6 protein-coding genes, 16 tRNA genes and 2 rRNA genes are annotated in these 13,776 nt (G+C 47.1%); 1 reads left to right on the top strand and 23 read right to left on the bottom strand.

Features of this window, described 5'->3' with window-relative positions:
- Nucleotides 1-22 precede the first annotated feature (22 nt).
- From NSS67_RS06980 to NSS67_RS06965, 4 genes are all read right to left on the bottom strand, one after another.
- Nucleotides 23-961: an ABC transporter permease gene (locus tag NSS67_RS06980; RefSeq protein WP_339318878.1), complete on the bottom strand. Its 939-nt coding sequence runs from the start codon at nucleotides 959-961 to the stop codon at nucleotides 23-25.
- The gene (locus NSS67_RS06975) at nucleotides 958-2,004 is read right to left on the bottom strand and encodes an ABC transporter permease (protein WP_339318877.1); all 1,047 of its coding nucleotides are present in this window, start codon (nucleotides 2,002-2,004) and stop codon (nucleotides 958-960) included. The genes NSS67_RS06980 and NSS67_RS06975 overlap by 4 nt, the downstream gene beginning before the upstream one ends.
- Nucleotides 1,997-3,559: an ABC transporter ATP-binding protein gene (locus NSS67_RS06970; RefSeq protein WP_339318876.1), complete on the bottom strand. Its 1,563-nt coding sequence runs from the start codon at nucleotides 3,557-3,559 to the stop codon at nucleotides 1,997-1,999. Before NSS67_RS06970 ends, NSS67_RS06975 begins: the two co-directional genes overlap by 8 nt.
- Before the next feature lie 102 nt (nucleotides 3,560-3,661).
- Nucleotides 3,662-4,801 carry a BMP family ABC transporter substrate-binding protein gene (locus NSS67_RS06965; RefSeq protein ID WP_339318875.1) on the bottom strand — a complete coding sequence of 380 codons (1,140 nt, stop codon included), beginning with the start codon at nucleotides 4,799-4,801 and terminating at the stop codon, nucleotides 3,662-3,664.
- 327 nt (nucleotides 4,802-5,128) lie between these two features.
- Here NSS67_RS06965 and NSS67_RS06960 point away from each other — a divergent pair, with 327 nt between their 5' ends.
- Nucleotides 5,129-5,878, top strand: coding sequence for a helix-turn-helix domain-containing protein (locus tag NSS67_RS06960; protein WP_339318874.1), 750 nt, complete (start codon nucleotides 5,129-5,131; stop codon nucleotides 5,876-5,878).
- A 159-nt stretch (nucleotides 5,879-6,037) separates the two neighbouring features.
- On the opposite strand, the gene NSS67_RS06955 is transcribed toward NSS67_RS06960, so the two are convergent.
- The 19 genes from NSS67_RS06955 to NSS67_RS06865 form a co-directional block, all read right to left on the bottom strand.
- Nucleotides 6,038-6,116 (bottom strand) — tRNA-Leu (locus NSS67_RS06955).
- 14 nt (nucleotides 6,117-6,130) lie between these two features.
- A tRNA-Cys gene (locus NSS67_RS06950) sits at nucleotides 6,131-6,204 on the bottom strand.
- A gap of 11 nt (nucleotides 6,205-6,215) precedes the next feature.
- Nucleotides 6,216-6,290, bottom strand: a tRNA-Gly gene (locus NSS67_RS06945).
- A 6-nt stretch (nucleotides 6,291-6,296) separates the two neighbouring features.
- A tRNA-Gln gene (locus tag NSS67_RS06940) sits at nucleotides 6,297-6,371 on the bottom strand.
- A 19-nt stretch (nucleotides 6,372-6,390) separates the two neighbouring features.
- Nucleotides 6,391-6,466: transfer RNA gene (locus NSS67_RS06935), tRNA-His, on the bottom strand.
- Nucleotides 6,467-6,511: 45 nt separating this feature from the next.
- Nucleotides 6,512-6,587: transfer RNA gene (locus NSS67_RS06930), tRNA-His, on the bottom strand.
- A 23-nt stretch (nucleotides 6,588-6,610) separates the two neighbouring features.
- A tRNA-Trp gene (locus tag NSS67_RS06925) sits at nucleotides 6,611-6,684 on the bottom strand.
- Nucleotides 6,685-6,689: 5 nt separating this feature from the next.
- Nucleotides 6,690-6,775: transfer RNA gene (locus NSS67_RS06920), tRNA-Tyr, on the bottom strand.
- A gap of 5 nt (nucleotides 6,776-6,780) precedes the next feature.
- A tRNA-Thr gene (locus tag NSS67_RS06915) sits at nucleotides 6,781-6,856 on the bottom strand.
- Nucleotides 6,857-6,882: 26 nt separating this feature from the next.
- Nucleotides 6,883-6,958 (bottom strand) — tRNA-Phe (locus NSS67_RS06910).
- 10 nt (nucleotides 6,959-6,968) lie between these two features.
- Nucleotides 6,969-7,046, bottom strand: a tRNA-Asp gene (locus NSS67_RS06905).
- Nucleotides 7,047-7,072: 26 nt separating this feature from the next.
- Nucleotides 7,073-7,149: transfer RNA gene (locus NSS67_RS06900), tRNA-Met, on the bottom strand.
- Between the two features lie 17 nt (nucleotides 7,150-7,166).
- Nucleotides 7,167-7,242, bottom strand: a tRNA-Val gene (locus NSS67_RS06895).
- A 55-nt stretch (nucleotides 7,243-7,297) separates the two neighbouring features.
- A tRNA-Glu gene (locus tag NSS67_RS06890) sits at nucleotides 7,298-7,372 on the bottom strand.
- 18 nt (nucleotides 7,373-7,390) lie between these two features.
- Nucleotides 7,391-7,483 (bottom strand) — tRNA-Ser (locus NSS67_RS06885).
- 3 nt (nucleotides 7,484-7,486) lie between these two features.
- A tRNA-Asn gene (locus NSS67_RS06880) sits at nucleotides 7,487-7,562 on the bottom strand.
- Nucleotides 7,563-7,622: 60 nt separating this feature from the next.
- Nucleotides 7,623-10,551 (bottom strand): 23S ribosomal RNA (locus tag NSS67_RS06875).
- A gap of 263 nt (nucleotides 10,552-10,814) precedes the next feature.
- Nucleotides 10,815-12,372, bottom strand: a 16S ribosomal RNA gene (locus NSS67_RS06870).
- Together the 16S and 23S rRNA genes with 16 tRNA genes alongside form the textbook arrangement of a ribosomal RNA operon.
- A gap of 430 nt (nucleotides 12,373-12,802) precedes the next feature.
- Nucleotides 12,803-13,681: a nucleotidyltransferase-like protein gene (locus NSS67_RS06865; protein WP_339318873.1), complete on the bottom strand. Its 879-nt coding sequence runs from the start codon at nucleotides 13,679-13,681 to the stop codon at nucleotides 12,803-12,805.
- Nucleotides 13,682-13,776: the final 95 nt, after the last annotated feature.

Genomic DNA, 13,776 nt, shown 5'->3' with positions numbered 1-13,776 from the left:
TAGATCCTTGATAATCCTATCGCTATTTCACTAGCGGACTTTTAAGCTTTTTGTTCTTTTTCCGTGTCTCAGATACGGCATAGATCACAAGTCCAATTACAGTTGCTACATAAGGAAGCGTCGCGATCAGCTCTGCAGGAATCTTCAGTACCTGTAGCGCATTCGATAACGCGTCTGCCGTACCAAATAATAGAGAGGTCAGCGCCGTACCCACTGTCGTACTTCTACCCATAGACTCTGCGGCAATGGCAATCCAGCCCCGGCCAGCGATCATATCGCGAGTGAACAGTGACAGGTATCCCATCGACATGTAAGCACCACCCAAACCCGCGAAAAATCCACTAAGCAGCAAAGCCATATACTGTATTTTCACAACACTTACACCCACAGATTGAGCCGCATGTGGATTTTCACCCACTGAACGAATGCGCAGACCAAGCGGTGTACGGTTTAAGAGATAATAGACAACAAACACAGCAATAATGGATACATACGTCAAAATGTGATGCCCTGATAAAATAGGCCCAAGCACCGGAATATCCTTCAGCAAAGGAATCTCTACACTAGGTAGCACTTTACTCGCCAGAGATGTAGAAGACCCCTTGTCTCCACTAAGTAAATAAAGAATAAACACGGTTCCTCCCGAAGCGAACATATTAATAGCTACGCCGCCGAGAATGATATGTGTTTTGAATTTCAGTGTGAAAAAAGCTAATATTCCAGAAATCAATGTTCCAGACATCACGGCCCCAAGTAAACCTACCCACGCGCTATGCGTGTAGCTGCTTACAATGACACCGGCTAAAGCCGCGACAAGCATGATGCCTTCCATACCGATGTTGATGATACCAGCCCTATTAGAGATCAGTGCTCCCAGTGCGGCAAATAGAATCGGTGTCGTCACTCGAAGGACAGAGAATGCAAAGTCAGTCGTAAAAATCACATCAAACAAGCTGTTCACGCTTCCTTCGCCTCCTTCAAGAGCATCCGATTTTTCCAGAACTTCAGGAATTGCTCAGCCGAAATCAAAAGAATGATAATCGCCTGTATGATTGAAATCATCTCTGAAGGTACATCAGATAAACGCGCCATCATGTCGGCCCCAATCCGGATATACGCTAGGAATAATGCAGCACCGATTACAGATAGCGGATTATTCTTGGCTAACATCGCTACAAGGGCACCATCTAAGCCATAACCTGGTAACGAAGTCCATTGGAATCGGTTGTACATCCCTAGCACTTCTACGGAACCACCCATCCCCGCGATAAAGCCAGCAATCAAGTGAACCAGGATAATAACCTTCGCTGTCTTCATGCCTGAATAACGTGCAAAGTTCCGGTTGATGCCTGTCATCCGCAGCTCATATCCCCATTTAGTTTTGTATAGGAATAGATGCGCTGCAATAATAAGCACGATAACGATGATAAGTCCGGTATGAATACGGGTGCCAGGTACCATCTTGCTCAGCAGTGCCGTTTTCTCGAATTTGTAGGATACATTGGCGAACGCCTTTGCATCACGTAAGTGATAGTTCAGTAGATATAAACCTACTCCGAACAAAATATTATTAAACATTAGCGACGTCACGAGTTCATTGGCATTCCATTTGGCTTTGAGGATCCCGGGTATTGCGGAGAGCAACGCACCTACAATAGAACCCGCAGCAATCGCTACGATCGGATGCAGCCAGCCGTCCAGCGTCAAATGAATCGCCAATACGGAAGTTACAACACCGGAGAAATAGAAAATCCCTTCAGCTCCCAAGTTGAACATATTTGCCCGGAACAACAAGGACACTGCTAGCCCAGTGAACATGAGCGGAATCGCCATCTCTATCACATTACCAATATGGCCCTTACTATTTAACGGTTCTAATAGAAAAATACCGATGGTCTTAACTGGTTGATCACTAACCAATGAGATGATCAGAAAGGCAATAGCGAGTGCAATAACGATTACCGCCGATGTTCGAATGTACTCAAAATATTTAACTTTAAACATGATTTACGGCCCTCCCGATGTGCTCCTCGTCTTGTCGATGAATCCCCAGCATATAAAGACCTAATTCTTCTTCACTAACCTTAGAAGGCTCCTCGAAAAAAGCTACGATCTTACCTTCGTACATCACTAGCAGACTATCACTGATCTCTAAAATCTCATTTAAATCTGCCGATACTAGCAAAATCGCGCAATCGGCTGAGCGCAGCTCCAACAGCTTCTGATGTATAAACTGCGCTGCGCCTATATCCACGCCCCGCGTCGGCTGCTCTGCAATAAGCAGCTTCGGTTCAGTAGAACACTCCCTAGCTACAACTACCTTCTGCATGTTACCACCTGACAACATGCCGATCGGCTGAGAAGGCCCCGAACAGCGGACTTTGAATTCCTCTACAAGTGATACTGCTAGCTTGGCAATTCGTGATCCATTTAAAAAAGGACCTTTATTCATAGCTTTTGTACGATACTGAGTGGACAGCAGATTATCCGCTATGCTCGCATCACTGGCTATCCCTTGATGCATCCGATCCTCTGGGATATAGGAAACGCCTAGCTTACGAATATCCAAAATATCCGATTCACGAATATCCTTTCCCTTCACTAGCACTGAGCCCTGGCTTGAAACACCTCTTAAGCTCCCTGTAAGCGCCTCAATGAGCTGTGTCTGCCCGTTACCTTCTACACCAGCAATCCCAACGATCTGTCCCCCACGTACCGCAAAGTTGATATCTGATAGCAACGCTTTGCCGTGTGCATCATTTACGCCTAGGCCCTGTACAGTGAGTACCGGCTCGCCAATAGACAGAATCTCCTTGTCATATTTCAACACGACGTCTCGGCCCACCATGAGTCGTGAGATTTCTTGCTCCGTGACATCCTTCGTTTGGAAGACACCTTCACTACGTCCACTACGCATAATCGTAATTCTGTCGCAGATTGCTTTAACTTCTTTCAACTTGTGTGAAATAAAAACTATCGTATGACCCTGCTCTCTTAATTGTTTAAGCTCTCGGAACAATTCCTCTGTTTCCTGGGGGGTCAACACTGCGGTCGGCTCATCCAGAACGAGGATTTTTGCTCCACGCAGCAGCGCCTTCAGAATCTCAACCTTTTGCTTCATACCAACCGTGAGATCCTCCACTTTTGCTTTTGGATCCACTGCTAGATTGTATTTCTTCGCAGTCTCTTCGGTCATGCGGACAGCTTCTGCATAATTGATGCCAACACCTTTACGAGGCTCCATACCCAGCACCATGTTCTCTGCCACCGTAAAAGAAGGTACCAGCATAAAATGCTGGTGAACCATACCGATCCCTCTATCAATGGCATCCTGAGCCGATTGCAGCTTTACTTTTTCACCCTTGATATAGATTTCGCCCTCACTAGGCTCTTCCATGCCGAACATGATCTTCATTAAAGTAGATTTACCAGCGCCGTTCTCGCCCGCAATCGCATGGATTTCTCCCTCACTTAAAGAAAAATGCACGTCTTTATTTGCAACGACGCCATTGGGATACACCTTGGTAATTCCCCGCATTTCCAGCAGAGCTTTGTTCATAGGTCTCAACGCCTTTCAACTTGGAGGTCTGCAAAAATATACAGCTGGAATTCTTCTAATAGAAGAATCTCCAACTGTAGGTTTATCACTATATACCTATACTTAAGGCTTAACAGCGTTACGAATGGCTTCTACTTCTGAGGTTTCCATTCCCATCGCGTTATCTACTGTAATTTCTTTGTTAATCAGCTTTTGCTTCACTTCTTCGACTTTGGCCTGAAGATCTGCTGGGAATACATTCTTATAGATATCATTCTCCGCAATGCCCACACCATCATCTACAAAGCTCAACACATCACGTTTACCCATCTCAAGTGTACCATCTTGTAATCTCTTCACGGCACCCAGAATAGCACTATCAATCTTTTTAATAGAAGAAGTAACGATCAAGTTTGCTTTTTCGCTATCTGTTTCGTTAAGCAACATCGCCTGATCGGAATCTACACCGATAGCATATTTCTTCTTCTCCTTAGCTGCGTCAAAGATCCCAAGACCTGTACCGCCAGCCACGTTAAAAATAACATCCACACCGGAGTTATATTGAATCAGCGAAAGCTCCTTACCTTTAGCCGGGTTAACGAAATCACCAGCATACGATACTGCTACCTTCACATCAGGATCAACATATTGAGCGCCCTGAATATAACCTACCAAGAAAGCGTTAATTCCTGGAATGTCCATGCCGCCTACAAAACCGATCACATTCTCAGGATTAGCACTTGCCATATCCGATTGTGTAGCCAGCGCTGCTACAGCACCTGCCAAAAAAGATACTTCATTTGTCGCATAAGACATGTTGTACATATTCTCTGGCGCTTCATCTATATCGGTATCATAGTTAATGAATTTTTTGTCTGGATATAGTTCAGCTGTTGCATTAAACATTTCCGTAATTTCCGATCCGCCAGAAATAATGACATCCCAATCCTCAGCGGCGATATCGTTGAATGTAGGCTCCCATTTCGTTTTATCGACACCCATTTCTACAACCTTTGTTTCTGCACCCAGTTCGTCCTTAACCTTTTGCAAACCGCTATTCGCAGAGTCAAAAAATGATTTGTCTCCAAGTGTTCCTGGAATCAGTAGTACGACCTTGAGTTTATCCCCTGAACCTGTTTCTCCACCATCAGCCGCATTTGATCCTGCATTCGAGGAAGCTCCATTACTCGACGTATTATTTCCACAAGCTGTGACCATTACCATTACTACTAGTAACAACAAAGAAAGAACTTTCTTTTTCATAATTCTATTCCACCCCTATTTGTAGTTGGTTAGTAATTTGAGAGGTTCTCCTTCTTAGTCCGTTGTATATTTCACGATTTAGATGGAAACTCTCATATTGCAGTTACATTGTTAAAAATTTAATGATTTTAACGAATACACTCGAAAATAGAGACAAAATTATCATTTTTACAAATAATCCGACTAATTTCCGAACGAGATGTCCAGTCAGGTTGCTAATCTTCGGATTTCTTGATACGATCATATCAAATATTAATGAAAAAAATTATATGATTTCGGTCATAATTTTGTGCGATTCGGCTAAAACATAAATATTGGAGGCTCATCATGGATCGTGTTCTATATATTGTAAATGCAGCACATGAGGTTAATACCTATATTCCACCACACCAGCATGAATGCTATGAACTAGTCTATTATTTAAACGGATTAGGAACTACCAATGTAGGTTCGCGAAGTTATCATTTTCGTTCATCATCATTCGCGCTTGTACCACCCAATCATAAACATGACGAGAACCATCGGGAGGATGCTACTGTTCTATTTGTAGGCTTCCATTCAAATCACCCAAATATGGAGAATTTGCAAGGCGTATATGAAGATGATAGAGACCAGACTGTTCTGCAAATCTTGCTTCGAATGAAAGCAGAGTTTACGCGCAAACAAGATGGATTCTCTGAACTATTAAACCTGCAAATGAGTGAAATTACTGTTCATCTGATTCGGCTACTTAGCGCCTCTGGTTTTCAATCTCCAACGGAAGACAGAGTACAATATGTTCTAAACTATATGAATGAGCATTACCGCCATAAACTATCGGTCGCAACACTCTCTGAAATGTCCGGATATAGCTATGATCGTTTCCGCCATTTATTTAAAGAACGTTTCGGCTCTTCACCTCTGCGCTATCTACTATTGAAGCGTCTGGATTATGCGAAGTCTCTCTTGCAGCATACCCAAATGCATATCTCTGAAGTATCCGCAGCTGCAGGGTTTGTGAACGACGCCCAATTCTGCAATATGTTTAAACGAGAGATAGGTCTCACCCCACGGGGCTTCCGCCTAAACAATCAATAAACCTCCATTCCATACAATCAATAAACCTCCATTCCATATAAAAAAGCCGTTGAATAGAGATCTCCTCTAATTCAACGGCTTATGAATGAAAGTCCAAAGGCATAAAGAAAAAAGGTTTGTAACGTCGCTTGTATAAGCAACTTTACAAACCTTTTGATATACCGGCGAGAGGACTCGAACCTCCACGGTTTCCCTCTCGATTTTGAGTCGAGCGCGTCTGCCATTCCGCCACGCCGGCACATATAAACTAAATGGAGGCGCCACCCAGATTTGAACTGGGGATAAAGCTTTTGCAGAGCTTTGCCTTACCACTTGGCTATGGCGCCATATAAAAATTTGGAGCGGACGACGGGAATCGAACCCGCGACCCTCGCCTTGGCAAGGCGATGCTCTACCGCTGAGCCACGTCCGCATAAAATGGCTGGGGATATAGGATTTGAACCTATGCATGACGGAGTCAAAGTCCGTTGCCTTACCGCTTGGCTAATCCCCAATAACATTTTTAAGTAAAATGGGGCGACTGATGGGTCTCGAACCCACGAATGCCGGAACCACAATCCGGTGCGTTAACCCCTTCGCCACAGTCGCCATATGATACTGAATTTAGTTGTCACTCTTCTTTGTTAAAGTAAATGGGGCGACCGATGGGTCTCGAACCCACGAATGCCGGAACCACAATCCGGTGCGTTAACCCCTTCGCCACGATCGCCATATTAAACTTTAGAAAGAATTTGGCAGGGGCAGCAGGAATTGAACCCACACCAACGGTTTTGGAGACCGTTGTTCTACCTTTAAACTATGCCCCTAAAACTGGTGGGGGATGATGGATTCGAACCACCGAACACGTACGTGAGCAGATTTACAGTCTGATGCGTTTGGCCACTTCGCTAATCCCCCAAGGATGGTGCCGGCGAGAGGACTTGAACCCCCAACCTACTGATTACAAGTCAGTTGCTCTACCAATTGAGCTACACCGGCAGGCACTCATTCTTTTATAAAAATCATGGTGGCTCGAGACGGATTCGAACCGCCGACACGAGGATTTTCAGTCCTCTGCTCTACCGACTGAGCTATCGAGCCAAGGTAAAAATGGCGGAACCGACGAGATTCGAACTCGCGATCTCCTGCGTGACAGGCAGGCATGTTAGGCCAACTACACCACGGTTCCAAAAGATATAATTGCTTGATGAAAATTGGTTGCGGGGGCAGGATTTGAACCTGCGGCCTTCGGGTTATGAGCCCGACGAGCTACCGGGCTGCTCCACCCCGCGTCGTTATTAAATAAATATGGTGGAGGCTGAGGGGATCGAACCCCCGACCCTCTGCTTGTAAGGCAGATGCTCTCCCAGCTGAGCTAAGCCTCCGTAAAGAACAATTGTTATTGTACCAAAGTCCACTATGTAAAATCAAGTGAAAATTTGGTGACCCGTATGGGATTCGAACCCATGTTACCTCCGTGAAAGGGAGGTGTCTTAACCCCTTGACCAACGGGCCATACTAATTAAAAATTTGTGGCGGAGAGAGAGGGATTCGAACCCTCGAGACGCTTGTGGCGCCTACACGATTTCCAATCGTGCTCCTTCGGCCAAACTCGGACACCTCTCCATATGGCTCCCCGAACAGGACTCGAACCTGTGACAACTCGATTAACAGTCGAGTGCTCTACCAACTGAGCTATCAGGGAATATTCATACCAGGCTTGATGCCTGAAAACTGAATCCGAAACAAATCTGCGTTTTAAATATTGGATAAGCCCTCGACCGATTAGTATTGGTCAGCTCCATGCATTACTGCACTTCCACCTCCAACCTATCTACCTCGTCGTCTTCAAGGGGTCTTACTAATTGGGAAATCTCATCTTGAGGGGGGCTTCACGCTTAGATGCTTTCAGCGCTTATCCCGTCCGTACGTAGCTACCCAGCCATGCTTCTGGCGAAACAACTGGTGCACCAGCGGTACGTCCATCCCGGTCCTCTCGTACTAAGGACAGCTCCTCTCAAATTTCCTGCGCCCACGACAGATAGGGACCGAACTGTCTCACGACGTTCTGAACCCAGCTCGCGTACCGCTTTAATGGGCGAACAGCCCAACCCTTGGGACCTACTTCAGCCCCAGGATGCGATGAGCCGACATCGAGGTGCCAAACCTCCCCGTCGATGTGGACTCTTGGGGGAGATAAGCCTGTTATCCCCAGGGTAGCTTTTATCCGTTGAGCGATGGCCCTTCCATGCGGTACCACCGGATCACTAAGTCCGACTTTCGTCCCTGCTCGACTTGTAGGTCTCGCAGTCAAGCTCCCTTATGCCTTTGCACTCTTCGAATGATTTCCAACCATTCTGAGGGAACCTTGGAACGCCTCCGTTACTCTTTAGGAGGCGACCGCCCCAGTCAAACTGCCCGCCTGACACGGTCCCCGTACCGGATTACGGTACTAGGTTAGAACCTAGATACGATCAGGGTGGTATCCCAACGGCGCCTCCACCGAAGCTTGCGCTCCGATTTCTACGGCTCCCACCTATCCTGTACAGATCGTACCCAAATTCAATATCAAGCTGCAGTAAAGCTCCATGGGGTCTTTCCGTCTTGTCGCGGGTAACCTGCATCTTCACAGGTATTAAAATTTCACCGGATCTCTCGTTGAGACAGCGCCCAAGTCGTTACGCCATTCGTGCGGGTCAGAATTTACCTGACAAGGAATTTCGCTACCTTAGGACCGTTATAGTTACGGCCGCCGTTTACTGGGGCTTCGGTTCATAGCTTCGGGTTACCCCTAACCACTCCCCTTAACCTTCCAGCACCGGGCAGGCGTCAGCCCGTATACTTCGCCTTGCGGCTTCGCACAGACCTGTGTTTTTGCTAAACAGTCGCTTGGGCCTTTTCACTGCGGCCCCCTCGTGCTATTCACACTACCGGGGCACCCCTTCTCCCGAAGTTACGGGGTCATTTTGCCGAGTTCCTTAACGAGAGTTCTTCCGCGCGCCTTAGAATTCTCTTCTCGCCTACCTGTGTCGGTTTGCGGTACGGGCACCTTCTCCTGGCTAGAGGCTTTTCTTGGCAGTGTGAGATCATGACCTTCGCTACTACAATTTTCGCTCCCCATCACAGCCCAGCCTTAACGATGTGCGGATTTGCCTACACATCAGCCTCACTGCTTAGACGGACATATCCATCAGTCCGCGTCACTACCCTCCTGCGTCACCCCATCGCTCATAGCGGATTACGGTGGTACAGTAATTTCAAACTGTTGTCCTTCGACTACGCCTTTCGGCCTCGCCTTAGGTCCCGACTTACCCTGAGCGGACGAGCCTTCCTCAGGAAACCTTGGGCTTTCGGCGGATCAGATTCTCACTGATCTTTTCGTTACTCATACCGGCATTCTCACTTGTATGCTGTCCAGCGCTCCTTACGGTACACCTTCAACCCACATACAACGCTCCCCTACCCCAGATACATACGTATCTAGCCATAGCTTCGGTGGTGTGTTTAGCCCCGTTACATTTTCGGCGCAGAGTCACTCGACCAGTGAGCTATTACGCACTCTTTCAATGGTGGCTGCTTCTAAGCCAACATCCTGGTTGTCTGTGCAACTCCACATCCTTTCCCACTTAACACACACTTGGGGACCTTAGCTGATGGTCTGGGCTGTTTCCCTTTTGACAATGGATCTTAGCACTCACTGTCTGACTCCCGGCAATAAGTATATGGCATTCGGAGTTTGACTGATCTTGGTAATCCTTGCGGACCCCGCAACCAATCAGTGCTCTACCTCCACTACTCTTATACCGAGGCTAGCCCTAAAGCTATTTCGGGGAGAACCAGCTATCTCCGAGTTCGATTGGAATTTCTCCGCTACCCCCACCTCATCCCCGCACTTTTCAACGTACGTGGGTTCGGGCCTCCAGTGCGTGTTACCGCACCTTCACCCTGGACAGGGGTAGATCACACGGTTTCGGGTCTACGTCCACATACTCAATCGCCCTATTCAGACTCGCTTTCGCTGCGGCTCCGTCTTCTCGACTTAACCTTGCATGTTAAACGTAACTCGCCGGTTCATTCTACAAAAGGCACGCCATCACCCATTAATAGGGCTCTGACTTTTTGTAAGCACACGGTTTCAGGTTCTATTTCACTCCCCTTCCGGGGTGCTTTTCACCTTTCCCTCACGGTACTGTTTCACTATCGGTCGCCAGGTAGTATTTAGCCTTAGCAGATGGTCCTGCTGGATTCATACGGGGTTTCACGTGCCCCGCACTACTCGGGATCCGTCTCGGAGAGAACACAGTTTAGGTTACAGGGCTTTTACCTCTATCGCGGGCCTTTCCAGACCTCTTCACCTACCATATTCCTTTGTAACTCCATGTGAGACGTCCCACAACCCCTAAGAGCAAGCTCTTAGGTTTAGGCTGTTCCGCGTTCGCTCGCCGCTACTGACGGAATCACTATTGTTTTCTCTTCCTCAGGGTACTTAGATGTTTCAGTTCCCCTGGTCTGCCTCTACACACCCTATGTGTTCAGGTGTGAGTAACTGCGAATTACCACAGCTGGGTTTCCCCATTCGGACACCCCCGGATCAAAGCTTGCTTACAGCTCCCCGAGGCAGTTTCGTTGTTCGCCACGTCCTTCGTCGGCTCCTGGCGCCTAGGCATCCTCCGTGTGCTCTTATTAGCTTAACCTTCGCTCCAATGTTTCGCTTGTTCGCACAATCGAAAATCTTCGCTTCCAGCTAATAACTAACGTACTTGTTTACACAAGTTTTAGCTAAAAGATGTTCTAAAACGCAAATTCGTTTCGGTATCCAGTTTTCAAGGATCAAGTTTAAAGATGAGAGCTTAAACTCTCAAAACTGAGCAACGAGTGAGTAACAGGCCTAAACCTGAGTTTTGGAAGTTTAACTTCCGATTTGAATGTCTTCATTGCAGAAGACGATTCTCCATAGAAAGGAGGTGATCCAGCCGCACCTTCCGATACGGCTACCTTGTTACGACTTCACCCCAATCATCTACCCCACCTTCGGCGGCTGGCTCCCTTGCGGGTTACCCCACCGACTTCGGGTGTTGTAAACTCTCGTGGTGTGACGGGCGGTGTGTACAAGACCCGGGAACGTATTCACCGCGGCATGCTGATCCGCGATTACTAGCAATTCCGACTTCATGCAGGCGAGTTGCAGCCTGCAATCCGAACTGAGACCGGCTTTGATGGGATTGGCTTCACCTCGCGGTTTCGCTTCCCGTTGTACCGGCCATTGTAGTACGTGTGTAGCCCAGGTCATAAGGGGCATGATGATTTGACGTCATCCCCACCTTCCTCCGGTTTGTCACCGGCAGTCACTCTAGAGTGCCCAACATTACTTGCTGGCAACTAAAGTTAAGGGTTGCGCTCGTTGCGGGACTTAACCCAACATCTCACGACACGAGCTGACGACAACCATGCACCACCTGTCTCCTCTGTCCCGAAGGCCGCCACTATCTCTAGTGGATTCAGAGGGATGTCAAGACCTGGTAAGGTTCTTCGCGTTGCTTCGAATTAAACCACATACTCCACTGCTTGTGCGGGTCCCCGTCAATTCCTTTGAGTTTCAGTCTTGCGACCGTACTCCCCAGGCGGAGTGCTTACTGTGTTAACTTCGGCACCAAGGGTATCGAAACCCCTAACACCTAGCACTCATCGTTTACGGCGTGGACTACCAGGGTATCTAATCCTGTTTGCTCCCCACGCTTTCGCGCCTCAGCGTCAGTTACAGCCCAGAAAGTCGCCTTCGCCACTGGTGTTCCTCCACATATCTACGCATTTCACCGCTACACGTGGAATTCCACTTTCCTCTTCTGTACTCAAGTCACCCAGTTTCCAGTGCGACCTTAGGTTGAGCCCAAGGTTTAAACACCAGACTTAAATGACCGCCTGCGCGCGCTTTACGCCCAATAATTCCGGACAACGCTTGCCCCCTACGTATTACCGCGGCTGCTGGCACGTAGTTAGCCGGGGCTTTCTTCTCAGGTACCGTCACTCCGATAGCAGTTACTCTACCGGACGTTCTTCCCTGGCAACAGAGCTTTACGATCCGAAAACCTTCATCACTCACGCGGCGTTGCTCCGTCAGACTTTCGTCCATTGCGGAAGATTCCCTACTGCTGCCTCCCGTAGGAGTCTGGGCCGTGTCTCAGTCCCAGTGTGGCCGTTCACCCTCTCAGGTCGGCTACGCATCGTCGCCTTGGTGGGCCGTTACCCCACCAACTAGCTAATGCGCCGCAGGCCCATCCCTCAGTGACAGATTGCTCCGTCTTTCATTCTTTCTTCAGGAGAAAAAAGAAATTATCCGGTATTAGCTACCGTTTCCGGTAGTTATCCCAGTCTGAAGGGCAGGTTGCCTACGTGTTACTCACCCGTCCGCCGCTAAGTTATTTTGAAAGCAAGCTTTCAAAATAACTCCGCTCGACTTGCATGTATTAGGCACGCCGCCAGCGTTCGTCCTGAGCCAGGATCAAACTCTCCAATTAGTATTGAAAAGAGCGATATGCTCATTTTGAAACATCTGACGAGAAAATTAATTCTCTAATTTTGGATTTCACTTGCGTGATTTCCTACTCACTCGTTGTTCAGTTTTCAAAGATCAAGCTGTTCATTTCGTCGTTGCTGTTGTTCAGCAGCGACCTTTATAATATATCACAGCGCCCTCGTTTTAGTCAACCTTTTTTTAAATTTCTTTTTTTCGGTTGTCTTTCGAATGTTTTCGAAAGCACATCTCTGTGTCAGAGGGACGAGTTATAATTTATCACATGAACAAGGAAAGAGTCAACCATTAATTTTAATGAATATATATAAGTGTTTCATATTAGTAAGTAAACAAAAAAAGAGAGTGCTCAGCCTCTCCCTATCCTTACTTATCTTCTCTATAGTTAATCATCATATACTGCATCTAATTCTTCTCTATAAGGTATATCGGATCGCATGACCCTCTCCCTCGTAACCGTCGGTCCATAAAGTAATCTCACGGATTAGGGAACGAGAAACAAGCTTTCGTAAAACCAGGGGTAACTCAGCCTCCAATTGACACAGACCAGAATGCTGTAGTAATTCTTTTATGCTCCATGCTTCCTTACGGCTATTCAAAATATTAAAGAGCAACGCACAACAATCCGTCATTTTGGACATAATTCCAAATTCGCATGCTAGAAGAACAAGCTCAACTCTTTGCGCTAAAGTTTCAGTGCTGATGGTTAGCTCCTCATATAGTTTGTGGACCGAAGTATTCATGCTTTTAACTTGTTCCCAAACAGCGGGCTCTGGAAATAAACCAGCTTCACTCACTTCTATTCTTGCCCAATGATATAGAGCCATCAATACACAGTTATAAGCATCCATAATGCAGTCAGCTTCTATATATCGCTTAGATTTCACATACAAATGCAAGAAGCGTGCAAACTCCATGAACTCAACCCGTTCCTTAAGAGGCCCTTCATATTGCAAAATCTCCCGGCGCATATCCTGCAGTATACCTTTGGGATCCCAGATTACTTCCCCTGTCATCAAACTAGTAAGGAGCTCGTTATTGTCTCCCGCCATGACAGCCCGCTCCAAAGCGGAAAGGCCAATATGGACTGACTGGGTCCGTTTGTCACCGGCAATGGTGTGGCGAACAATATGCTCTAAATCCTGTTCCTCATGCAAAACTAATACAACCATATCAAAATCGTGAAGTAGCGCGCTTTGAAATGGAGTGTTCCCTTTCTGGCGCAAAGCGACAGCTCCTAAAACATTCGCTTCAAACGTTTCTCCACTCAACAAAGTTACATTGGACAATTCCATGCTTCCCTCCATTAAATTTGGCGATTTTGCGTCCAGTCAGTTATAATTCAGTTATACTATAATTCTACATATGCATGACAGTTCCTTCTGAACAA

The sequence above is a fragment of the Paenibacillus sp. FSL R10-2734 genome (genome assembly GCF_037963865.1).
Lineage (GTDB): Bacteria > Bacillota > Bacilli > Paenibacillales > Paenibacillaceae > Paenibacillus_AQ.
This window is presented reverse-complemented; position numbering and strand designations above follow the sequence as displayed.

Bases quoted from the DNA above. Each gene is read 5' to 3' on its own strand.
- NSS67_RS06975 (WP_339318877.1), bottom strand. From the start codon at position 2,004: ATGTTTAAAGTTAAATATTTTGAGTACATTCGAACATCGGCGGTAATC.
- NSS67_RS06865 (WP_339318873.1), bottom strand. From the start codon at position 13,681: ATGGAATTGTCCAATGTAACTTTGTTGAGTGGAGAAACGTTTGAAGCG.
- NSS67_RS06965 (WP_339318875.1), bottom strand. From the start codon at position 4,801: ATGAAAAAGAAAGTTCTTTCTTTGTTGTTACTAGTAGTAATGGTAATG.
- NSS67_RS06960 (WP_339318874.1), top strand. From the start codon at position 5,129: ATGGATCGTGTTCTATATATTGTAAATGCAGCACATGAGGTTAATACC.
- NSS67_RS06970 (WP_339318876.1), bottom strand. From the start codon at position 3,559: ATGAACAAAGCTCTGCTGGAAATGCGGGGAATTACCAAGGTGTATCCC.